Source organism: Thalassotalea sp. HSM 43, from assembly GCF_004752005.1.
In the GTDB taxonomy this organism is placed as follows: Bacteria; Pseudomonadota; Gammaproteobacteria; order Enterobacterales; family Alteromonadaceae; genus Thalassotalea_A.
In genome coordinates this window covers 3,450,503-3,473,960 of sequence record NZ_CP038493.1, presented here as the reverse complement: position 1 = coordinate 3,473,960, position 23,458 = coordinate 3,450,503, and the positions used below count along the sequence as shown (strand labels likewise).

Below are 23,458 nucleotides of genomic sequence, written 5' to 3'. Positions count from 1 at the left end.
ATCAATGGCGTCACGTTACGGTTCAACAACCACAGCAATACGTTCGGCCTTTTCCTCTTCCCGTGCCGGGCGAATCTGCTCTCGTTCATTAACAAACACGATGTTGTCATCTGCTTGTTCGGTATTTACGAAAGACTTAAAGCGTTTCATAGCAATCGGGTCGGCCAGTGTTGTTTTCCATTCACATTGGTACTTACCAACGATGTCGGCCATCTGCTGTTCCATGTCTTCACCCAAACCTAGGTTATCGTCGATAATCACTTGTTTAAGGTAATCTAGACCACCCTCTAAGCTCTCTAACCACACCGAGGTACGTTGTAATCTATCAGCAGTTTGGATATAAAAAATTAAGATGCGATCGATATATTGGATTAGGGTTTTATCGTCGAGATCGGTGGCAAATAGATCCGCATGGCGAGGACGCATACCGCCGTTACCACACACATACAAGTTCCAACCATTCTCGGTGGCGATTACACCGATATCTTTACTTTGTGCTTCAGCACACTCGCGAGTACAACCAGATACGGCAAATTTCAATTTATGCGGGGAGCGAATGCCTTTGTAGCGATTCTCTATATACAGCGCCATATCGAGCGAGTCTTGTACGCCGAAACGACACCAGGTCGAACCAACACATGATTTAACGGTACGCACCGCTTTACCATAGGCATGACCGGTTTCAAAGCCCGCATCAATCAGTTCTTGCCAAATCAGTGGCAGTTGCTCTACCCGAGCACCAAACATGTCAATACGCTGACCACCGGTGATCTTGGTGTACAGGTTGTATTTTTTCGCCACCTGGCCCATGACAATCAATTTGTCTGGGGTTATTTCGCCACCTGGAACCCTAGGCACAACCGAGTAGGTGCCGTCTTTTTGCAAGTTAGCCAGGAAGTTGTCATTAGAGTCCTGCAACGGTAGATGAAATTTTTGCAGAATATATTCGTTATAAATCGATGCCAATATAGACGCCGTGGTCGGCTTACACACTTCACAGCCCAAGCCTTTGCCATGCTTTTCTAGTAACTCATCAAAGGTTTTAATTTTCTCAATCTTGATTAAATCAAACAGTTCACGGCGCGAATAGGCAAAATGCTCACAAATGTCTTTTTTGACCTCAACACCACGGGCGCTAAGTTCGGTTTCAAAAACATCTTTTAATAGCGCTGAACAACCACCACAGCCGGTACTGGCTTTGGTACAGCTTTTCACTTGGCCAAGTTCGGCACAACCCTGCTCTACCGCATTTATAATGTCGCCTTTGCTGACGTTATGACACGAACAGATGGTCGCGGTATCGGGTAACGCACTTGCACCTAATGTAACGCTGCCTTCGGTCGCTGGTAAAATCAACGACTCAGGGCTGTCAGGTAAATCAATACCGTTTAACATGTACTGCAATAAGCTGTCGTAATCGCTGCAATCTCCGACCAACACCGCACCGAGTAATTTCTGTTTATCGGCACTGACGATTAACTTTTTGTAGATGCCATTAGGTTGGTCATCAAAGGTATACGACATGCTGCCAGCGGTTTTTCCGTGCGCATCGCCAATCGAGCCAACATCAACGCCCATCAGCTTAAGCTTGGTGCTCATATCCGCACCGGTAAAGCTGTCTTGCTCACCACAAATATGTTTCGCAGCAACTTTAGCCATGGCGTAACCCGGGGCAACCAAACCAAAAATAAAGTTATTCCACAGTGCACATTCACCAATCGCGTATATATTTTCGTCGGACGTTTGACACTGATTGTTAATGACAATACCGCCACGCTCGCCAACGGCTAATTCAGTAGACTTTGCCAAGTCATCATATGGTCGAATACCGGCAGAAAATAACACCAAATCGGTTTCTAACACACTGCCATCGGCGAACTGCAATTGATAACGGCATTGCTCACCTTTAGCGATATTTTCGGTCGCCTTAGAGGTATGAACTTTTACCCCTAACTCTTCAATTTTATTTTTTAATAATTGACCGCCACCGCCATCAAGTTGCACTGCCATCAATTGCGGTGCGAACTCAACCACATGGGTCTCAAGACCAATTTGTTTTAACGCATTGGCCGCTTCTAACCCCAAAAGACCGCCGCCGATAACCACGCCAACCTTGCTTGATTTTGCGCTTCGTTCGATGGCTTGCAGATCTTCAATGGTGCGATAAACCAAACAATGCTCTTGTTGATAGCCAGGGATCGGTGGCACAAATGGGTACGAACCGGTGGCTATAATCAACTTGTCATAACTAAATTGTTCAGACGTTTCGGTGGTGACACATTGTTGCTGCTTGTCGATATTGGTCACTTTCGCATTAACACGAAAATCCACCGCTAAATCGCGATACGACTGCGGCGTGGTCATGGCCAAATCGTCGGCATTTTTACCACTAAAAAACTCCGATAGATGAACCCTGTCGTATGCCAATCGAGGTTCCGCTGACAATACCGTCACCTCTAATCGCGGTGTACCATCCAGCTGCTGTTGAGCCAATAACTGCTCAACACAGTGGTGCCCCACCATACCGTTACCAATAATGACAATTTTCATTTTCTCTAACATCTTTGTTCCTTAATTTTTTCCTACCGCACAGCAACAACTGCCTGAATCTAATGCTCGATATTTAGAATCGAGCACCAACCCATATCCACACTTTGTCGGTATCTACCTTGCCTGCTTCATTGTCACCGGCGCTATAGTTCGCAAACTTGATACCGGCATTGAAATTTTTCATGAATTTAGTCGCGTATGAAATATTGATTTCATCACCTAAGTCATCGACACCATTGGCCTCTTCATTGGCACTGAAATCGTGATAGGCAAGCATCACCGAACCAGACAATAATTTGCCGGATACACTGACATAGAGATCATCTAAGCCTTGTGCTGGCGTTGACAAAAATTGGTCGCTCCAACCATTAAATTTATGCAGCGTTGCTAACGGTGTACTAAAGCCGTAATCACCATCATCACTACCAAGGGATTCAAAACCTAACTTAACGGTAAATTTACCCAAGCCAATACCGGCTTCGACATTGGCGTATTCAGCGTCGTATTCGCTATTGCCACTTTCCATGGTTTGCGTTGCAATTTCGGCACGATAACTTACTGGCTTTGAAAACAACTTGGTCTTGCCATCAAAGCTGGCACCATAAGTATCAAGGGCATTGTCTGTACCGTTATCCATTTCCAATAAATAGCCATAGGCAACAAACTTACCGAATGAGGTGCTGTAACTGGCATTAAGTAAATGATCTTTTGAGTCAATGTCTTTTTCTTCAGCAAAGATACGATTGCGCTTATCTAAGTAGGCATAACTAAGCGATAATGCGTCGCTTTTATAGTTAACACTGGCCGCATCAAAGGTTTGTTTATCTTGACGCCAGCCGACATGACCAACATAGCGATGGCCGTCAAAAGTGATTACTTGGCGACCAAGTTTGGCAGTAAAACCTTTGCCTTTGTATTGCACAAAGCCTTGATCCAGCTCTGTGGTGTTTGGATCGGCTATTACCGAATATTCGGTGTTATTACCTATGGTGTCGTTGTAATCTTCAACACCCATAGCATTTCTTGAGTCTTCAAATTCAACGACCGCACTAAAGCCATTAAATTGTTTGGTTTGATAGTGCAATAAGGTTCGTAAAGTAAGACCTTCGGCATCTTTTAATGCATTATCTTGGTCAACCGATTCAAAACGCAGACGAAAATCGACAAAGGCTTTAGCCTTGTTCTCTTCAGCTGTTTTAGGGCTTGCTTGTTCAGCGTGTACCGGCGTGACGGCGACACCTGACAACAAGGCCAGAAGTGGTATATATCGATGGTTATTTTTATTGTTAATTTTCATAATGTATTCCCTGACAAGCTGATGCTTGGATAACGTTTATCTTAGGCAACTTCGGTATCTGGCGATGTTGATGTATCGCCTTCCGTTGTTGCAGCCTTATTAGCAATGACCTCAACCTTGCGTTGTTTCTCATACAAGAAGGTCAATACAGCAGAGCGAAGTCTGTTGTATTCTGGATCATTAGCGAGTGCGATTCGGTCGCGAGGGCGAGGCAACGTTACCTCAAGAATTTCGCCTACAGTGGCGGCAGGACCATTGGTCATCATCACGATTCGATCGCTCAGTAGTACAGCTTCATCGACATCATGGGTGATCATGATCACGGTATTATTCAATTCATCTTGGATTTCCATTAACGAGTCTTGCATATGCGCACGAGTTAGCGCATCAAGAGCTCCAAACGGTTCATCCATTAACAAAACCTGTGGTTGCATAGATAACGCACGAGCAATACCTACGCGTTGTTTCATACCACCGGATATTTCGTCTGGTCGTTTGTGCATGGCATGTTCCATATGCACAAGTTTCAGATTGTGTTTTATCCACTCTTTCATTTGTGCGGCATTCATTGTGTCACTAAAGACTTGCTTAACCGCTAGCTCGACATTCTCATATGCCGTTAACCAAGGCAGCAATGAATGGTTTTGAAAAACAACAGCACGTTCTGGACCTGGTTCAAGCACATGACGATTATTCAGCAGTACCCCGCCTTTGCTTGCCTGATATAAACCGGCAACGACATTTAATACTGTTGATTTGCCGCAGCCTGAGTGACCAATTAGGGAAATAAATTCACCTTTATTGATTTTCAGATCGACATCTTTCAACGCAGTAAAGTCACCTTTTGGCGTAGGAAACACCATGTCTATTTTGCTGATATCTAAAAAGCTACTCATCTGTTACTCCTTTAAGCCTGTATGAAATTGATTAACGACTTGCACTTGCTTTGTCCCATGACAACCAGCGCTGTAATAGCAACATGCCGCGGTCCAACATATAGCCGATTAAGCCGATAACAAATACGGCGGTCATGATGCGAGACAATGATTGGGAACTACCATTTTGAAACTCATCCCAAACAAACTTGCCAAGGCCAGGGTTTTGCGCCAGCATTTCTGCGGCAATTAATACCATCCAAGCAATACCTAACGAGGTACGCATGCCAGTGAAAATAGCAGGTATCGTCGCCGGTAAAACAATCTTGCGCACGTGAGTTAACGCCGGAAGACGTAACACTCTAGATACGTTGATCCAGTCACTGTTTAATGACGCAACACCAACAGAGGTTTGAATGATCATTGGCCACAAACAACACAAGGTGACGGTGATCATCGAGTTGATAAATGACTTAGCAAACAACGGATCGTTTGACACATAAACCGCACTCACAACCATAGTGACCAAAGGCAGCCACGCTAGAGGCGACACCGGTTTAAAGATTTGGATCATCGGGTTGATAGCACTGTTCAATGCTTTGCTCAGTCCGATAGCAATCCCCAGTGGAATGGCGAGAACAGCTGCCAATAAAAAGCCTGCTAATACGGTAATAAGACTGGTTGCAATTTGATCGACAAAGGTCTCTTTACCTGTGTAGGCTCTTACTTTGACAACATAACTTGGGTCTTTGGCCAGACGTTCGGCATTACGTTTTTCTTGGCGCTGATAAAACGCCTCTTCTTTACCTCGTTCACTAACATGTTCGTTATATAAATTTCCGACTTGAGTGACGACAGCACCTGGTCCTGGAAATTTGCCCAAAGACGTCTCAATTTGACTGGCCGACAATGACCAAATAAACAAAAAACAAAGTACACCAACCAAAGGCATCAGCATGGCGGTCAATTGTTGGCCAAGCTTTGCTGACATTTCGAACTGTTGGTTGCGATTAAAAAAGCCAACATCTGCCAGTTTTGTATTTACGATTTTTGCGATTAATAAGCTCATTGGTACGTCTCCGGGCCTAGTTAGTGTTAAATCTTATCGCCAGCTTTTAAGCCGATTGAAAATTTATTGATGTATTCGTTTGGTTTGGTTCCGTCATAGACAATGCCATCAATAAAGTGGGTTTGAGGGTCTCTAAAACCGTCTTCATTCGCTAACGTTGGGAAGTCTGAGCTAGACATTAATTTTTCATCAATTAATGACTGCGCTGCTTTCTCATAGATATCTGGGCGATAGACTTTCTTAGCGACGTCCATGTACCAGCTGTCAGGCTTGTCACTGTCAATTTGGCCCCAACGACGCATTTGCGTTAAGTACCAGATAGCGTCTGAATAATATGGGTAGGTCGCGTTGTAACGGAAGAAGACATTAAAGTCTGGAACCTCACGTTTATCGCCCTTCTCATATTCGAAGGTACCTGTCATAGAATTGGCAATTACTTCAGCATCAGCACCAACATAGTTTGATTGAGCTAATATTTTTACCGCTTCAGGGCGATTGGCATTGTTGTTTTCATCAAGCCATTTTGCGGCACGAATCAACGCACGAGTAAGGCGAATAGTGGTATTTGGATACTTTTCAGCAAACTGTTTAGTGATACCGAATACCTTTTCTGGGTTGTCTTTCCAGATTTCATAATCGGTTACCACTGGCACACCAATACCTTTAAATACTGCTTGTTGGTTCCAAGGTTCGCCTACGCAATAGCCGTATATCGTGCCTGCTTCCATGGTCGCTGGCATTTGTGGTGGTGGTGTCACAGATAACAACACTTCAGCGTCTAATTGACCAGAGGTGTCGCCTTTATGTGGTGCGTAGTAACCAGGGTGGATACCACCAGCGGCAAGCCAGTAACGCAATTCATAGTTGTGCGTCGAGACAGGGAATACCATGCCCATATTAAATGGCTTACCTTCATCTGCGTACTTCTCAACCACAGGTTTTAAGGCATCGGCTTTTATTGGGTGTACCGGACGACCATCAGCCATTTTTGGAATATTGACTTTCATTTGACGCCAAATATCATTCGATACAGTGATGCCGTTACCGTTTAAGTCCATCGAAAACGGGGTGATGATTTCTGCCTCAGTACCATAACCGATAGTCGCAGCTATTGGTTGACCGGCCAACATGTGAGCACCGTCCAATCGACCGTCAATAACACCGTCAAGTAAGACTTTCCAGTTCGCTTGCGCTTCGATGGTGACATACAAGCCTTCATCTTCAAAAAAGCCTTTTTCGTATGCGATGGCAATAGGTGCCATATCGGTCAATTTGATAAAGCCAAACTTAAGCTCTTCCTTTTCAGGGTAACCCAGTTCAATTTTATCAGCCTTAGCCATAGCACTTAGTGATGTCAAAGCAACTGACGCCGCCAATACGGCCTGACATACGTGCTTATGTATTTTTTTCCATGAATGTTTCATTACATTTCCTCAGATTAAAAAAACAAAAAGCCCGTCACATCCACAAATCGGGATCTGACAGGCTGCTATGCCAAACTAATCGGAAACTACGCCGTTGCAGTTAAATTAGTTTCGTTAAATTGTTATGCGCAAGTTATACGTTTAACTTGCTTTGTCGCCAACCCTCGCTGTTGAGGTCATCAACGACTTTTATTGATTCTCTTATTGTGAATCTGTGATGCCATTGTGGTCACCACGTTGTGCCAATTGATGATTCGTTTATCATCAACCGACTATTAATACTAAGCAGATACTGTGCCAAGTAATAAAAACCATATAATACAAGGCATTAAAAAAATTTAAAAAGTTTATATTTTGCTTTTCGCTTTATATTGCAGCAGCAATTACCCGTTTTGGTGCACTACCTACTTAACTAACCGTAAAGCTGAGTTGCTTTGCATACGCCAATTCGTTGAACGGTCGTATAGCGCTGTGCTGTAAATATCTTCCAACTTCAGCTGCAGTAAACGTTTTTGGTCAAGCTGATCAGCAAAGCTTAATTTAAAGTATCGATACAGCTGACTCATATCATGATTATCAGGTCGATTACTGCCCTGTTCATGACAGCAAGTAAAGCGATTATACGCTGGCACGCTGCGCGGCTCCGCGCCCGGAAATGTCAGACAACTGCCTAATAAACTTGGGGCAATAATATCGATTGCGGTATTTAGATAATCACGCTTGCTAAGCATTCTCGCCGCTTCGAATCGATTAGCCGTTACTTCTAACCAGCGACAAGCGCGCTGCACTGCTTTTAATAGCGCGTAGGCGGTATCCGGTTGCTGCAAATACCAATGCTTTTTAAACGCCAAAACTTTTTCCGGTAAATCCGGCCAAATATCGATTGATGTCGCCACCGTAACGCCAATACCTTCGCGCACGGCTTTGGCGTTGTAAGGTCCGCCAACACAAAAGCCATCGATATCACCTTGGCGTAGCGCACTGACCATGTTACTCGGGGAGATGATAACGATATTGACATCACTCTGCGCAATACCCGCTTGCTGAAAATAACTTTGCAATTGCAGATAGTGACAACTGTATGGGTAGACGGTTGCAAACGTGAGTTTTTCGCCTTTTTGTTTTAACTCATGGATCAGCGGTTTTAAGTAACTGGCTTCCGAGCCTTGATGAAAATTCAAACCTATGGCGCTTTTTGTATGTAAATCACGACTGATGGTAATGGCATTACCATTGCGGCTAAGCACAAACGGTGCAATCAAGTTTTCACATTGTTTATCAAGACCTAACGCCCCTGCCAACGGCATTGGCGCCAACAACTGGCCCATATCAATGACACCAGCCGATAACTTATCTCGCATACTGGCCCAGGAGTTTTGCTTTACCAATTCGACATCAAGGCCAAATTCTTTAAAAAACCCGAGTTCTTTGGCAACCACTAATGGCGCGCAATCCGTTAATGGCATAAAGCCTATTTTGCATTGTGGTGTTGGCATTGACGTAAAGTGTCCGTGGTTCATGATCAGCTAACTCCCTCTTTGCTAAACATGGAGGCCATTGCCAACATGTTTTTGGCGACATCCTCCACTCGTTGGCTGTTATCCATCGCGGTTTTGCGTAAAAAGTGATAAGCATCGTTTTCATTCATGTTACGTGATTGCATCAACCACAATTTCGCTTTTTCAATGTTCTTTTGTGACGACAGCTTTTGCTTGGTTACTTTGAGTTCGTTACGCAGGTTTTGATATTCGCCAAAACGGGCGACAGCGATATCAACGATGGACTTAACCCGGGCTTTCTCAATACCGCCGATAACATAGGCGCTTACACCGGATTTGACCAATTGATTGATGGTCGACTCATCTTCTTGCTCAGAAAACATCACCACAGGTTTAGGTGCGGCGTGGGAAATGCGGTTCAAACTTTCCAACATGTCACGGTCGGGAGATTCCATATCGATAATAATGATATCGGGCTGTGATTGCTCCACTTGCTTTAACAGTGACATGCCACCAATGCTGACTCGCTCAATTTCATAATAGGCACGCTTCAAGGCATCCTGAAGGACCTGCGCTTTTTCATGGTCTGTTTCTACCAATAGCACTTTTAATTTATTTGTAATGGATAAGGTATTGTTGTTTTTCATATACAAAATAGAAAATTGCGACAACTAGCCATTACTATTCAAACTTTGTGCCAACCAACAAAACCTATATTTTACAGGGCATTAAGCGACATTCTTGATATCAATTCACTTAAAATGTGTCAAAATAAGGCAAAAATCGCCCTGTTCAGGTGCAGGCCAATTTTTATTCAGTTATTGTCACCTGTGCAAGATAATGCTCGGCCTCACTCAAAAAGTGACTGAGCACTAATACATGTTGAACCATCATGGTATTAACACGCTCAGGGAATATCTGTTGCAAGGTGTCGATATCATCGTACTTGGTATGCCATATCTCGCCCCACTTGCGTTCTTTTTGTCGATCACAAGCACTGAGTTTCGTTTTATCAAAACAGTCCCAAAAGGCGTCGTTTATGGTTTGTGAGTAACCATCATTGCCTTGTTTACCATTTAAGTGGTAATTGGTTGATTCAATAAACGCGATCGCGATACCCGCACAAGCAAACACTTTATGATCGCTCCAACCGCCCGCTTCGCCTTTAGGATTGTTGGGGTAACCTTTATGGATCTGATAGGCGTTGTCTTTTAATTGTGCTTGTGACGCCATTAATAGCGCATCTCTCATGTAGGTTTGTTTACTGTATTGCTGGCCTAGTGTTTTACTGCATTTATATGGCGTTGAATGGGCGCTGTGTACATAGCTGATGTCACCACCAGCGATGGTGTCGAGGTTTATCATGCCGACCACTTGGGTGGCTTGTTCGGATTGCAACAACTGCTCCACATAATGACGAGAACCGTGTAAGCCGTTTTCTTCTGCACCAAAGGCAATAAAACGAATATTAAATGACTGGCCAGATTGTTGTTTTGCTAAGCGAGCAACTTCCAACATCACGGCAATACTGGAGGCATTATCAATGGCCCCCATCGAGCCGCTGCCATCATCGACCGAGTCAAAATGAGCACCAACAATGAGCGTCTTTTTTAGGCTTGGATTGCTATCAACGATGACATTTTGTGAACTAAATGACGTATCCCCTTTGGTGACCGTAAATCCTTGCAGGCTTGCTTTATAGCCGTATTGCGCAAATTGACTCGTGATATAAAGCGCGGCTTTGTTTTCTTCTTCACTACCTGCAAAACGGGCACCTATGCCGTCTGTTGGGTGTGCTAATTGCACTAGATGTTGCTGTACATTGACACTTATATCCGCATCATTATCGCTATTCATTGCTGAGTTAGCTGCCATAGCACCGTGACCGAGTAGTAACATTGCCGATACAATCAGCTTTGATATCTTCATTTTCAATTCCATTGCATTTACAGGCTGAGCGCCTAATATTTAATACAAGTTTATACGTAAATAGCGGTTATAAAAGGAATAAAAAATGAAAAAGCTAAACATTATCATTATCGCCTTGTCTGTGCACTCACTGAGTTTTCAAGCTATTGCTGAAGACAAAGAAGCTGCACCAAGCAAAGAAGACGTGGCCGAACAAGTGGCGCGCTGTTATGTCGCGCACCAAAAAGCGGAAAGCGACTTTTTTAAAGCCGGTGAAGCAGAAAGTTACAAACCTTTAATGGCCGAATTGATAGGTAAAGATGAGGTTCGGGTAACGTTAAACCGTGCCGACAGCCGTTTTATGAAATTGGTATTTGATAGTGAAAGCAGTAATCAAAACGTTGGTAAAATGGAAATAGAAAGCCAGTGTGGTGATATTGATCAGCAATTAGAAAAGTTGCAAGCCAAAACGCCAGAATCTGAATCCAAATAATGACGGCCTTGGTCTAGCGTTACATGGTTAGCTAGAACAAGGTTTTGACATTAAGGTGTTTATTTTTCGCTTGTAGATTGGTCAGCATCAGAGCAACCGTCTGCACCTTGCTGCTGTTCAAGCTCCGCTAATCTAGCTCGCTCTGCTTTAGAAACATACTTCGGCTTATTGACTTTATGCAGCTTAGCGTTGGCTTTTTTTTGCTTGGCTAACAAGGTCGACTTTATTTTCTTCTTGCGGTTCATTGTATCTTTGCACTTTCTCTCGGCGTATTGTTGCTGCGCACGGTAAACGAATAGCTTAATTATACTGAACTAAGACGACACATGTTAGCCAAGATCTCAGATTAGTTGACCAAGGTAAAGCCATTGGCTGCAGCAACCACCTCTTTACCATCACTAAAGGTCACCGTGACACTCGTATCGCCGTAGTTATAAACCACGTAGGTTATCACCCCATCGTTACTGAAGGCTATCGCACTCGGATGATTGGCGGTGATGACATTGGCATCAGAGGTAAGTTGCCCTAACTCTTGCAAGGTATAAATCCAATGATAGGTATGCGCTTTGCTCTCTCCGGCTTCGGTATTATAACTGCTCATCGACTTATAATCGGTAATAGCGGCATCTGCATCCGTCATTGCCCACAAGTTCCACCAGATATCACGCCACTGGTCTTCAATCAAACCAGACGGCTTGCCATTAGACGATTCAGTCAATCCTAACTCAACGTAATCTTGCATGTAATCAGCGTGCAAACCAACGTGTAAAATAAGCGGATTGATTGGCAAGCCTTGAATACCCAAGATGTGCGCGTAGGCTCCACTAAACCAGGTCGAAAACGCCGAGCCTTCGCCCCAAATGATTGAGGTGGTGATTTTATCAAAGCCTGCTGGGAAGTTATTGTCATCACTGCCGGTGTTACGGTAACCATCAATATTGTTCCAATATTGCCAATAACTTGCAGCAGTTGACGCATGTAAGTACATACCACGCTCTGTGAGCGTATCGTTACCGGTGATCAAACCATATAAGACGATGGCGCCATAGGCATTGGCCGCTTCCGAGGTCGATTCATTGTTGTTACCGCGGGCGAAATTCATATTGCCCGATGCCCAAGAAAAACCATTGGCTGGATCAAAGTTACGCAAGTAAGGAAACATATCGTCATCCTTGCCACCGGCATAGTCACGGATCAACAATTCAATCATCGGACCGTATTGTTCCGCGCTACACCAATTGGCATCGGTGCGACAAATTTCTGCAGCAGCGCGGATCATATAACCATAATGAAAATGGTGATCATTTAATTGCTGATGAGAGGCAAAAGATTCTTCCAAGGCCAATAACGTTGTCCACTGTTCATCGTAAACAAAATACTTCACTTCATCGAGTGAGTCATTTGTCTCTGCACTAAACCAGTCTGACAATTCTTGTTTAAGCCAATCACGCAAGGCAGTGGCTTCGGTTTGCATATCAATACTGTCGGCTATGGCGATCAGCTCAGCCACCTTACCGTAATTCTTGCCAGACCAATAGGCGTCGGTATGGGTATTCCATTGAGCGCTATCAGTGCTGGTAAAGTCTCTCACTAATTGCTCTAGAGTGGATTTATCAAAGGTATCGTCAATTGACGGTAGCGATGGCAAAACACCAAGAAACTGCAAGGTGTAATCAAAGCTATCGCTTTGCGCGAATTTAATCACCCCACGAGCACTTCTGATTTTATAACTTGATGTGGTTTGCTCTGAATGTTTCCAATGCAATGGATGCATACCAATGATGGTGTCAATATTCTCACCTGCCGCATCCAAATACTTGTGTGTCACCGTCACTTGGTTGTCACTGCGATCAACGCTGTAATCAATTGCAACTTTGGCGACGACATTGCGAGCATATTGATTAAAGTATTCAATCATACTGCTGCTGACACTGGCATCCACATCCGGTAAGTAGGTTAACGTGAAGGCATTCGCATCATTACTTATTGTGATAGCATCACCATCGACATTGGTAAAACTGGTATCTGCATCACCGGTGATTAAAAAGTTGTTGTGGTTACCGGCGACGCTTGTCCAAACGCCTAGGGTATTATCTTGGTTATAGAAAATGCCTTTCTCACCGCTATCTACTGCCTTGGTTTTAATGATGGCTTCGCCTTCATAGACATTAAAATATACATAAGGCGAGCCATGTACTAACGTCGCGTCCATCACCGCGGTGTCACCACTTTGCCATTGCACGGTAACACTACCGTCACTGTGGTCTTTTAAATAGGCATCAAGGTCACTGTAGTCAGAATTGGCAATCGCTATGCCATCAAACACTTCACTAAATGGGTCTGGGATGGTGTAACCAAACCCGGTGCTATGGGCAGATAGGCCATTGCCAATGCCCATGATACGAATACCTCGATTGCTAACTCGAGCAATCATTGGATCCGGGGTAATATACGATGCTTTGTTTGGATCGCCTATGGTCATTTCACCAATAAATGGAATCGAACCCCACCATTTATGGGTTGGAACCGGTTTATTAACTGCGTTCCCGGTGAGTTGTGGTGCCATTTTAGTTGGCTGGCCAACGGGTGTGCCAGTTGCGGTATCACAACCACTAATACCTGGCTCGACGACACCGGCATTGTAAATCCAATTACCGTAGTCATACACACAACGGTAGCTTGCCGGGTTTATGGTGTCTGACACGCTGCCAGCACCATAAGCGGTGATATTGTATTCTACATTCGGTGGGTTTGAACCGTTGCCTGCTTCTGGTGGCTCTTCACCTTCGGTGATACCGGTAAAGCGAATGTTATCTAACAAAAATACGGTGTTTTTTGCTTGGCTTGCCCAAATCACAATACCGGTATTTACTTGTTTAATATCCAGACCTGCGCCGGTTAATGTCGCCATAGAAACCTCAACGGTTTCCCAGCCGGTACTGCCCTTACTGCCGATAGGTTGATCACCAGACGAGCACGGAAATAAACAATCAAGTTTCATGGTGATATTGCTGTCACCACTAACAACTTTAATATCAAAACTTACGCTGCCATTGCTGTATGCGCTTAAATCGATGGTACCGTCTATGGCAATAAACAAACCTGCTAAGGTATCAGAATTAGCATGGGTCACCTGCAGTACATTTTCGCGCTCACTGTCATTAACAATTTGCCAAGCAATACTTGGGCAACCTGCACCTTGGTCATTACTGCACTCACCCCAGCCGATGGCCTCGTCAAACGCATTAATGCCGCGATCCCAAATGCTGTTAACAACGCCATCTGAAAACACCATCAAATCGCCTTCTTCTGCGGCGCCAACGACACTTACGGTTCGGCTTACTTGAGCTGCGTTTCCGACGCTATCGGTTGCACTATATGTCAAGGTATACGTACCGATATCCGCAGCAACGCTACCTGTTATTTGCACGCTAACCTCACCGTCAACCAAATCAACAGCGGATGCGCCTGGTTCACTAAATTGCTCACCTTGATTGATGGTATAAGATTGCTCGCCGTTTAACGTGATTTGCGGTGCCAGAGTATCTTTGACCGTTACCGTGCGTGTCGCACTTGCCTCGTTACCTGCGGCATCTTTAGCGTGATAGGTGATGGTGTAGACACCTGCAGCATCACCAACACTGCCATCAACGGTAACCTCGACATCGCCATCGACGTTGTCACTGGCGCTGGCGCCAGAATCGACATAGTCTGTGCCCTGCTCATGCTGCACCTCAGTGCTACCGACAATGCTGATCACCGGTGCCGTCGTATCGGCTGTGTCTTGATTTTTTTCTTGCGGCCCGAATGAAGATGATGAGCCACCGCCGCCACAGGCTGACAGCATAATACTGATCAAAAAAACGGATAAACTTGATGTTATTTTTGTTTTCACGGTTATTTCCCAGATGATTTTTCTCTGCCAGATAATGGCAGCATTCATACTCTCCCCAGAATATGCTGTCATCACTTACTTGTTATCGACATAAACAACGACACAATGTAAGCGCTTACATTTACTTTACAAATGTATCGATTAAATAACAAGCAATTAATCCGTTAATTTAAATTTGCCAATAAATCGTTAATCAACGACATAAAAAAACGCGCTTCGGATTAACCAGAAGCGCGTTTTCAAAATTTGATGATTAATCTAGATTAGACATCCAATAATAGACGTGCAGGATCTTCTAGTAGCTCTTTAATCGTTACTAGGAAACCAACAGACTCTTTACCGTCAATTAGGCGGTGATCATAAGATAATGCTAAGTACATCATTGGACGGATTTCAACTTTACCGTCAATGGCAACTGGGCGGTCTTGAATCTTATGCATACCAAGAATTGCCGTTTGTGGAAGGTTCAAAATCGGCGTAGAGATAAGTGAACCGAATACACCACCGTTAGTGATAGTGAAGTTACCACCTTGCATTTCATCCATGGTTAGCTTGCCGTCACGACCTTTAATAGCAAGATCTCTGATGCCATTCTCAATACCAGCCATGCTCAATGTATCTGCATCACGTAGTACCGGTGTTACCAAGCCACGTGGTGTTGATACTGCAATAGAGATATCAAAGAAGTTGTGATAAACAATGTCATCACCGTCAAGAGATGCGTTTACAGATGGGTAACGCTTCAATGCTTCTGTTACCGCTTTCACGTAGAAAGACATGAAACCTAAACGGGTGTTGTGAGTTTTCTCAAACAAGTCTTTATACTGCTTACGAAGATCCATAACCGGCTTCATATCAACTTCGTTAAACGTCGTTAACATAGCGGTTGAGTTTTTCGCTTCCAATAGACGGTTAGCAATGGTCTTACGCAGACGTGTCATTGGTACACGTTTCTGGCTACGATCACCGGCACCAACAACAGGTGCTGTCGCTGCTGCAGCAGGTGCTTTCGCTGCTGCTTTTGGCGCTTTCGCTGCCGCAAGATGCGCTTCAACGTCTTCTTTGGTGATGCGACCACCTTTGCCTGAACCTTTTACTTGGCTCGCTGACAAACCATTTTCGGTCAGTAAACGACGTACAGATGGTGACGCAATTTCATCACCTGATTCATCTTCACTTGCACTTGGTGCAGCAACTGGTGCAGATACGGCGCCAGCGCTTAATTGACCAATAACTTGTTCACCAAGAACGGTTTCGCCTTCTGCAGCAATAATTTTGCCGATGACACCATCTTCTTGTGCAGGTACTTCAAGTACCACTTTGTCTGTTTCAATATCAACAAGGTTTTGATCACGAGTAACCGCTTCACCTTCAGACACATGCCACGTTGAGATAGTTGCGTCAGCAACTGACTCAGGAAGCACAGGAACAATGATGTCGATTACTTTAGCAGCTGCGGTCGCCGCTGCTGGTGCTGCGTCAGCTTTTGCTGCTGGTGCTTCAGCTGCCGCGTCGCCTGCTGATAACATACCAATAACTTGCTCACCCAGTACGGTAGTACCTTCATCTTCGTTGATGGCAGCGATAACGCCATCCGTTGGTGCAGGTACTTCTAGAACCACTTTATCAGTTTCAATATCAACCAATACTTGATCGCGCTCTACTTTGTCGCCTACTTGTACATGCCAAGTTGCAACGGTCGCGTCTGCTACTGACTCTGGTAAAACTGGAACCTTAATTTCAGTTGTCATTTTTATTCCTTAACAAAAATCTTTTTTAAAGCGTTAACGCATCATGGACTAATGCTTGCTGTTCTTTTACGTGCAAAGACGCGTAACCACATGCCGGAGCAGCAGAAGCCTTACGGCCGGCATAAATAAGAGGAGCAGTGTTACCAATTACATGACGGAAATGATGCTGTGAACAGTACCATGCGCCTTGGTTTTGCGGCTCTTCTTGACACCAAACGAAGTCTTTTACGTTTGGATATTGAGCGATAACGTCTTTTAATTCTGCTTCAGGGAATGGGTATAATTGTTCAACGCGAACAATGGCCACATTCTTCTGTTCGTTCTTACGACGTTGGTCTAGTAATTCGTAGTAAACTTTACCCGAACACATAACAACGCGTTCAACATCTTTCGGGTTGATTTCATCAATCTCACCGATAACATTGTGGTAACTGCCTTCCGCCAAGTCTTCTAGTGAAGATACGGCCAATGGATGACGAAGTAATGATTTTGGTGACATGACGATAAGTGGACGACGCATAGGACGCACCACTTGGCGACGCAGCATGTTAAATACTTGCGCAGGTGTCGATGGCACACACACTTGCATATTGTGATCAGCACACAACTGCAAGAAACGTTCAAGGCGAGCTGACGAGTGCTCTGGGCCCTGGCCTTCGTAACCGTGCGGTAACAACACAGTCAAGCCACACAAACGACCCCACTTTTGTTCACCAGACGATAAGAATTGGTCAAATACCACTTGTGCACCATTCGCAAAGTCACCAAATTGCGCTTCCCAAATGGTTAAACCTGTCGGCTCAGCGGTTGCGTAACCGTATTCAAATGCCAATACTGCGACTTCAGATAATACCGAGTCGTACACTTCGAATGGGCCTTGATCTTTACGGATGTGCTGCAACGGCATAAAGGTGCTGGCATCTTCTTGGCCATGCAAAACCGCATGACGATGGAAGAAAGTACCGCGACCTGCGTCTTGACCGGTAATACGAACACGTTCGCCACGGTCAACAATGGTTGCATAAGCTAGGTTTTCGGCAAAACCCCAATCAAGCATTTTTTCGCCGTTCGCCATCTTCTTGCGATCGTCGTAAATCTTTTTAACACGTGATTGTAATTTGTGCTCTTCTGGGTAGTCAGTAATCGCATGAGCCAGACCTTTCAATTTGTCTAGATCAATATTGTGCTCGTACTCATCGTCCCAGTCGTGTCCTAAATATGGTGTCCAGTCAACAGAATGCTCTGTCATTGGACGCCACTGCTCTACCGTACACTGACCTTCATCAAGTAATTTACGATAGTAGCTCACAAGTTCTTTATTTTCGCCGTCAGATACGACACCTTCTCCAGCAAGTTGCTCAGCATATAGCTGACGTGGCGTTGGGTGCTTCTTGATTGTTTTATACATCAACGGCTGTGTGGCACTTGGCTCATCAGCTTCGTTGTGGCCATGACGGCGATAACAAACAAGGTCGATAACCACATCACGTTTAAACTTATTGCGGAAATCAACGGCAATTTGTGATGCAAGAATAACCGCTTCAGGGTCATCAGCATTAACGTGGAAGATTGGTGCCTGTACCATTTTAGCGATATCGGTACAGTATTCTGTCGAACGAGTATCTTCTGGTTTCGAGGTAGTGAAACCAACTTGGTTGTTAACAACGATACGAATCGTACCACCAACCTTGTATGCGCGCGCTTGCGACATATTGAAGGTTTCTTGAACAACACCTTGTCCGGCTACAGCAGAATCACCGTGAATGGTAATTGGCATAACCAAGTCACCTTTGTCGCAATCACGACGATCAAGGCGAGCACGGACCGAACCGATGACTACTGGGTTAACAATCTCTAGGTGCGATGGGTTAAATGCTAACGCCATGTGCACATTACCACCAGGGGTAACGAAATCTGATGAATAACCTTGGTGATACTTAACGTCACCTGAACCAATTTGGTCAACCTTACCAGCGAATTCATCAAATAATTTAGTTGGGTTTTTACCCATAACATTGATCAATACATTCAAACGACCACGGTGCGCCATTCCCAATACCACTTCTTTGGTACCGTGTTCACCCGCACGGGTAACGATGTGCTTCAACATCGGAATTAAGCTGTCACCGCCTTCAAGAGAGAAGCGCTTGGCACCTGGGAATTTTGCACCCAAGTATTTTTCAAGGCCATCGGCTGCGATAAGGTCTTTTAAGATTTCTTTTTTCAAATCTTTTGAGAAATCAGCTTGAGAGCGAACAGACTCTAAGCGTTGCTGTAACCAGCGCTTCTCAGTGGTTGATGTGATATGCATATACTCAGCACCAATAGAACCACAGTAGGTTTCTGTTAGTGTTTTATAAATATCACCCAACTTCATTGATTCTTGACCTACCGCCAAAGAACCAACGTTAAATTCTTTTTCAAATTCAGATTTTGACAGATCGTGATGCGATAGTTCCAAATCACGAACGCGCTCACGTTCCCATATATTTAATGGGTCTAAGCGCGCATTTTGGTGTCCACGAAAACGATATGAGTTAATCAATTGCAATACGCGAACTTGCTTGGCATCAGCTTCAGAGCTAACAGCAACATGTTTTACGTTTTGTTTTGCTAATTGACGAAACTCGTCTTGGATCACCGAGTGATTGGTTTCAACCTCAACACCATCTAATTTCGGAAGCTCATCGAAAATCTTGCGCCACTCGTCAGATACCGAGTGAGCATTTTCAAGATACATTTCATAAAGCTCTTCAATATAAGCAGTGTTATTACCACTTAAATGGGAAGACTCTAACCAAGTCTTCATTACACCTTCTGGCATTGCCTAATCCTATGTATTGGTTACGACCAACTACGCCAACGTCCAATCAAGTGATTAGTCATTGGCCATTTGTTTAAACGAATTGAGAGAAACATATATCTTACGTAAATAACTTTATAAGAAAATGTTATTAGTCAACTCTGTAAAACTAAAATGCCAGGCCCATTTTCATGGGCCCGGCGATATACCGTCATCCACAAGCGCAGCTTGCAGCTTGAGTGGTCTGGTTATACCGCTCGTTGTAACAACATCGATTTAATAGAACCGATGGCTTTTGTCGGGTTTAAGCCCTTAGGACAAACATCGACACAGTTCATGATGCCGTGACAACGGAATACGCTGTATGCATCTTGTAGGTCGTTTAAACGCTCATCGGTTGCCGTATCACGGCTATCGATAAGGAAACGATATGCGTGTAGCAAACCCGCTGGGCCAATAAATTTGTCAGGGTTCCACCAGAACGATGGACATGATGTAGAACAACATGCACATAAAATACATTCGTATAAACCATCCAATTTATCACGCTCTTCAATTGACTGAAGATGCTCACGTGCTGGTTGGTCTTTACCGTCGTTGATCAAGTATGGTTTGATCTTTTCGTATTGCGTGTAGAACTGACTCATATCAATGATAAGGTCACGAACGACTGGCAAACCAGGTAGTGGACGAAGAATGATCTTGCTACCTTTAAGCTCTGATAATGGCGTGATACACGCCAAGCCGTTCTTGCCGTTCATGTTCAGACCGTCAGAACCACATACACCTTCACGACATGAGCGACGGAATGAAAGCGTTGGATCTTGCTCTTTTAGAAGCATTAATGCATCCAATACCATCATGTCTGAGCCTTCTGTAATCTCCAGCTCATAATCTTTCATGTAAGGCGCATTGTCTACGTCTGGATTATAACGATAAATCGAAAACTTCTGTTTCATCCTAATGCTCCTTAGTATGTACGTGCTTTCGGTGGGAAAGCATCGCGGTGTACAGGTTTCATGTTAACGTCACGCTTAGACATCTCTTCGTTGTCAGGCGTGTAGATAGAGTGGCATAACCAGTTCTCGTCATCACGATCTAGGAAATCTTCACGAGAGTGAGCGCCACGAGATTCGGTACGGAAATTCGCTGCTTTTGCTGTACAGTATGCGGTTTCCATCAAGTTATCTAATTCTAAACACTCAATACGTTGTGTGTTGAATTCTGAAGACTTGTCTGCAAGGTGAGCGTTTTGTAAACGTTCACGGATTTCAGCCAACTCTTTCATACCTTGAGCCATGGCTTCACCTTCACGGAATACCGAGAAGTTAAGCTGCATACATTGCTGTAGGTCTTTACGAATTTGTACTGGATCTTCACCACCAGTTGAGTTTTCCCAACGGTTGTAACGAGCAAGTGCTTGTTCAAGGTTTGCATCACTTGCATCACGACCTGATTCAGTCTCTGCAAGGTACTTACCAAGGAAGTTACCAGCAGCACGACCAAATACAACAAGGTCAAGTAGTGAGTTACCACCTAGACGGTTTGCACCGTGTACAGATACGTTAGCAATCTCACCTACGGCAAATAAACCTTCGACTACACTGTCTTCGCCAGTTGCAGGGTTGAATTCAAGTGCCTGACCATTAACGTTACAAGGTACACCACCCATTTGGTAGTGACATGTAGGGATTACTGGGATTGGCTCTTCAGCCGGATCAACGTGAGCAAACGTTTTAGATAAGTCACAAACGCCAGGTAGACGTAAGTTAAGCGTTTCTGCGCCCAAGTGGTCAAGCTTAAGTTTAATGTGCTTACCAAATTGAGGATGGTCACAACCACGGCCTTCACGAATCTCTGTCATCATTGAACGAGCAACAACGTCACGAGACGCTAAGTCTTTCGCGTTTGGTGCGTAGCGTTCCATGAATCGCTCGCCATCTTTGTTTAGAAGGTAACCACCTTCACCACGACAACCTTCGGTAACAAGTACACCAGCACCGGCGATACCCGTTGGGTGGAATTGCCACATTTCCATGTCTTGCATTTGTACGCCAGCACGAAGTGACATACCAACACCGTCACCAGTGTTGATGTGAGCATTGGTTGTTGAAGCGTAAATACGACCTGCACCACCTGTTGCTAATACGGTTGCACGAGCCTTGAAGTACACGACTTCACCAGTTTCGATACAGATTGCCGTACAACCAACAACGTGACCATCGTCGTTTTTAACTAAATCGAGTGCGTACCACTCAGAATAAACGTTGGTTTTGTTTTTCACGTTTTGTTGGTACAAACAGTGAAGAAGCGCGTGACCGGTACGGTCAGCTGCGGCTGCTGTACGAGCGGCTTGCTCGCCACCAAAATTACGTGACTGACCACCGAATGGACGTTGATATACTTTACCTTCTTCTGTACGAGAGAATGGTAAGCCCATATTTTCAAGTTCGATGATCGCTTCAGGACCTGTTTTACACATGTATTCAATAGCGTCTTGGTCACCGATAAAATCAGAGCCCTTAACGGTATCGTACATGTGGTATTCCCAGTTATCTTCATGGGCATTACCCAAAGCAACAGTGATACCACCTTGCGCAGAAACTGTATGAGAACGAGTTGGAAATACTTTAGAAATCAAGGCACAGCTTTTGCCTGATTCAGAAATTGCTAATGCGGCGCGCATACCTGCGCCACCAGCGCCAATTACAATGGCATCAAATTCACGAACTGGAACGCTCACTTATACACCCCACACTGACAATAATACCGCTGCGACATATACAAACAGGGTAATTGTGAATAAAAATTGTAGTACGCCACGCAAGAACACTTGCTTAACGTAATCTGTTAGAACTTGCCAAATACCTATCCATGCGTGGAAAAGTACGGCGACAACAGCAAGAACGGTAAAAATCTTCATGCCAAGATTGGCGAATAGACCGGTCCAGACTTCATAGGTTACTTCTGGTGTTGTTAGAAACCAGCCCAACATAAATACACTGTATAATGCCAAGATAACGGCACTTGCGCGAAGCAGGATAAAATCATGAACACCGCTTCTGCCTAGAGTTGCTGCGTTATTTACCATACCCAAACTCCTGCTAATACTGCTAATACAACCCAAAGAGCAATAGCAAAACGAGCACTTGCTTGGCCTGAGCCTTTCTCTTCAAGATGACCTAAATCCATAATCAAGTGACGAATGCCACCGACAAAATGATATGCAAGGGCGGTAATGATGCCCCAAACAATGAATTTCCCCAGTGCACCAGTAAAACATTCTTTTACTGAGGCGAAACCTTCTGGAGATGAAAGAGACACAGATAGTGCCCAAATTAGGATACCCACGCCAAAAAACATCATCACACCACTAACACGGTGAAGAATAGATGCTTTTGCAGCAGCCGGTAACTTGATTGTTGCTAAATCAAGATTTACAGGTCTTTGTTTATTCACAGTTATCTTGCCTAAAACGTTATTTTCTAACTTAACAAACCAAAGTGCTCTATATTTTCGCCTATGAAAAAGCAAAAATGTAGTGAACTTTAGAAACAGTTCTTGAACGACATTGATCCGCATGAGCATGCTTTTTAAATATTTTTACCCATTTTTGGATCGTGAGGATTATATATATCTGTACTAAGAATTACAATTTAATCGACTCTTTTATTAAACTTTGTTAGAGTATTTGCACAAATTTTACGCAAAAGTATAATTTTCTAGCGATTTGTACACTTTTGAATTGACTTTGCACCCTGCTTTTAGAGTAGAATAGCCGTCAATTTTTCGTCGCTGATTATCGACAGAAAATGCATATCAAATGCATAACAATTGATTTACATCATTTTTAAGCGCTGTTTATCTGTTTACTATTGAATAAATATTGTGCGC

The 23,458-nt window shown here is 44.1% G+C and carries 17 protein-coding genes; 1 reads left to right on the top strand and 16 read right to left on the bottom strand.

Annotated elements, in window-relative coordinates; translation table 11 throughout:
• Window positions 1-15 precede the first annotated feature (15 nt).
• The 8 genes from nirB to E2K93_RS15210 all read right to left on the bottom strand — a co-directional run bounded on the left by nirB (window position 16) and on the right by E2K93_RS15210 (window position 10,643).
• Window positions 16-2,562, bottom strand: coding sequence for a nitrite reductase large subunit NirB (gene nirB / locus E2K93_RS15245; RefSeq protein ID WP_228445351.1), 2,547 nt, complete (start codon window positions 2,560-2,562; stop codon window positions 16-18).
• A 61-nt stretch (window positions 2,563-2,623) separates the two neighbouring features.
• Window positions 2,624-3,847 (bottom strand): alginate export family protein, encoded by a 1,224-nt coding sequence (locus E2K93_RS15240; protein WP_135439916.1) that lies wholly within the window; start codon window positions 3,845-3,847, stop codon window positions 2,624-2,626.
• 41 nt (window positions 3,848-3,888) lie between these two features.
• Window positions 3,889-4,743: an ABC transporter ATP-binding protein gene (locus E2K93_RS15235; RefSeq protein WP_135439915.1), complete on the bottom strand. Its 855-nt coding sequence runs from the start codon at window positions 4,741-4,743 to the stop codon at window positions 3,889-3,891.
• Window positions 4,744-4,774: 31 nt separating this feature from the next.
• The gene (locus E2K93_RS15230) at window positions 4,775-5,713 is read right to left on the bottom strand and encodes an ABC transporter permease (RefSeq protein ID WP_189637920.1); all 939 of its coding nucleotides are present in this window, start codon (window positions 5,711-5,713) and stop codon (window positions 4,775-4,777) included.
• A 104-nt stretch (window positions 5,714-5,817) separates the two neighbouring features.
• Entirely contained in the window at window positions 5,818-7,215 is a 1,398-nt protein-coding gene (locus tag E2K93_RS15225) for a CmpA/NrtA family ABC transporter substrate-binding protein (protein WP_135439913.1), read from the bottom strand.
• Window positions 7,216-7,619: 404 nt separating this feature from the next.
• Complete coding sequence (locus E2K93_RS15220; RefSeq protein ID WP_135439912.1) at window positions 7,620-8,735, bottom strand: CmpA/NrtA family ABC transporter substrate-binding protein; 1,116 nt, start codon at window positions 8,733-8,735, stop codon at window positions 7,620-7,622.
• Window positions 8,736-8,737: 2 nt separating this feature from the next.
• Window positions 8,738-9,385 carry an ANTAR domain-containing response regulator gene (locus E2K93_RS15215; protein ID WP_228445349.1) on the bottom strand — a complete coding sequence of 216 codons (648 nt, stop codon included), beginning with the start codon at window positions 9,383-9,385 and terminating at the stop codon, window positions 8,738-8,740.
• A 139-nt stretch (window positions 9,386-9,524) separates the two neighbouring features.
• A complete protein-coding gene (locus E2K93_RS15210; RefSeq protein WP_189637790.1) occupies window positions 9,525-10,643 on the bottom strand; it encodes a M28 family metallopeptidase in 1,119 nt (372 codons plus the stop codon).
• Between the two features lie 85 nt (window positions 10,644-10,728).
• Between E2K93_RS15210 and E2K93_RS15205 the strand changes: the two genes are divergently transcribed.
• Window positions 10,729-11,115, top strand: coding sequence for a hypothetical protein (locus E2K93_RS15205; RefSeq protein WP_135439910.1), 387 nt, complete (start codon window positions 10,729-10,731; stop codon window positions 11,113-11,115).
• A gap of 59 nt (window positions 11,116-11,174) precedes the next feature.
• Here E2K93_RS15205 and E2K93_RS15200 read toward each other — a convergent pair whose 3' ends face one another.
• The 8 genes from E2K93_RS15200 to sdhC form a co-directional block, all read right to left on the bottom strand.
• Entirely contained in the window at window positions 11,175-11,360 is a 186-nt protein-coding gene (locus E2K93_RS15200) for a DUF2986 domain-containing protein (RefSeq protein ID WP_135439909.1), read from the bottom strand.
• Window positions 11,361-11,461: 101 nt separating this feature from the next.
• Window positions 11,462-15,010, bottom strand: coding sequence for a glycosyl hydrolase (locus E2K93_RS15195; protein ID WP_228445347.1), 3,549 nt, complete (start codon window positions 15,008-15,010; stop codon window positions 11,462-11,464).
• A 263-nt stretch (window positions 15,011-15,273) separates the two neighbouring features.
• Window positions 15,274-16,761 (bottom strand): 2-oxoglutarate dehydrogenase complex dihydrolipoyllysine-residue succinyltransferase, encoded by a 1,488-nt coding sequence (gene odhB / locus E2K93_RS15190; protein WP_135439908.1) that lies wholly within the window; start codon window positions 16,759-16,761, stop codon window positions 15,274-15,276.
• Window positions 16,762-16,786: 25 nt separating this feature from the next.
• Window positions 16,787-19,585 (bottom strand): 2-oxoglutarate dehydrogenase E1 component, encoded by a 2,799-nt coding sequence (locus E2K93_RS15185; RefSeq protein WP_135439907.1) that lies wholly within the window; start codon window positions 19,583-19,585, stop codon window positions 16,787-16,789.
• Window positions 19,586-19,812: 227 nt separating this feature from the next.
• Window positions 19,813-20,523, bottom strand: a complete 711-nt coding sequence (locus E2K93_RS15180) for a succinate dehydrogenase iron-sulfur subunit (protein WP_135439906.1) — start codon at window positions 20,521-20,523, stop codon at window positions 19,813-19,815.
• Window positions 20,524-20,534: 11 nt separating this feature from the next.
• Window positions 20,535-22,307, bottom strand: a complete 1,773-nt coding sequence (gene sdhA, locus E2K93_RS15175; RefSeq protein WP_135439905.1) for a succinate dehydrogenase flavoprotein subunit — start codon at window positions 22,305-22,307, stop codon at window positions 20,535-20,537.
• Window positions 22,308-22,655 carry a succinate dehydrogenase, hydrophobic membrane anchor protein gene (gene sdhD / locus E2K93_RS15170; RefSeq protein WP_135439904.1) on the bottom strand — a complete coding sequence of 116 codons (348 nt, stop codon included), beginning with the start codon at window positions 22,653-22,655 and terminating at the stop codon, window positions 22,308-22,310.
• Complete coding sequence (sdhC, locus tag E2K93_RS15165) at window positions 22,649-23,023, bottom strand: succinate dehydrogenase, cytochrome b556 subunit (protein ID WP_228445619.1); 375 nt, start codon at window positions 23,021-23,023, stop codon at window positions 22,649-22,651. The genes sdhD and sdhC overlap by 7 nt, the downstream gene beginning before the upstream one ends.
• Between the last annotated feature and the right edge of the window lie 435 nt (window positions 23,024-23,458).

Coding starts and splice junctions, on each gene's coding strand:
- E2K93_RS15235 (WP_135439915.1), bottom strand. CDS start 4,743: ATGAGTAGCTTTTTAGATATCAGCAAAATAGACATGGTGTTTCCTACG.
- E2K93_RS15200 (WP_135439909.1), bottom strand. CDS start 11,360: ATGAACCGCAAGAAGAAAATAAAGTCGACCTTGTTAGCCAAGCAAAAA.
- E2K93_RS15240 (WP_135439916.1), bottom strand. CDS start 3,847: ATGAAAATTAACAATAAAAATAACCATCGATATATACCACTTCTGGCC.
- nirB (WP_228445351.1), bottom strand. CDS start 2,562: ATGTTAGAGAAAATGAAAATTGTCATTATTGGTAACGGTATGGTGGGG.
- E2K93_RS15205 (WP_135439910.1), top strand. CDS start 10,729: ATGAAAAAGCTAAACATTATCATTATCGCCTTGTCTGTGCACTCACTG.
- odhB (WP_135439908.1), bottom strand. CDS start 16,761: ATGACAACTGAAATTAAGGTTCCAGTTTTACCAGAGTCAGTAGCAGAC.
- E2K93_RS15225 (WP_135439913.1), bottom strand. CDS start 7,215: ATGAAACATTCATGGAAAAAAATACATAAGCACGTATGTCAGGCCGTA.
- sdhD (WP_135439904.1), bottom strand. CDS start 22,655: ATGGTAAATAACGCAGCAACTCTAGGCAGAAGCGGTGTTCATGATTTT.
- E2K93_RS15210 (WP_189637790.1), bottom strand. CDS start 10,643: ATGAAGATATCAAAGCTGATTGTATCGGCAATGTTACTACTCGGTCAC.
- E2K93_RS15185 (WP_135439907.1), bottom strand. CDS start 19,585: ATGCCAGAAGGTGTAATGAAGACTTGGTTAGAGTCTTCCCATTTAAGT.
- E2K93_RS15230 (WP_189637920.1), bottom strand. CDS start 5,713: ATGTCAGCAAAGCTTGGCCAACAATTGACCGCCATGCTGATGCCTTTG.
- E2K93_RS15180 (WP_135439906.1), bottom strand. CDS start 20,523: ATGAAACAGAAGTTTTCGATTTATCGTTATAATCCAGACGTAGACAAT.
- E2K93_RS15220 (WP_135439912.1), bottom strand. CDS start 8,735: ATGAACCACGGACACTTTACGTCAATGCCAACACCACAATGCAAAATA.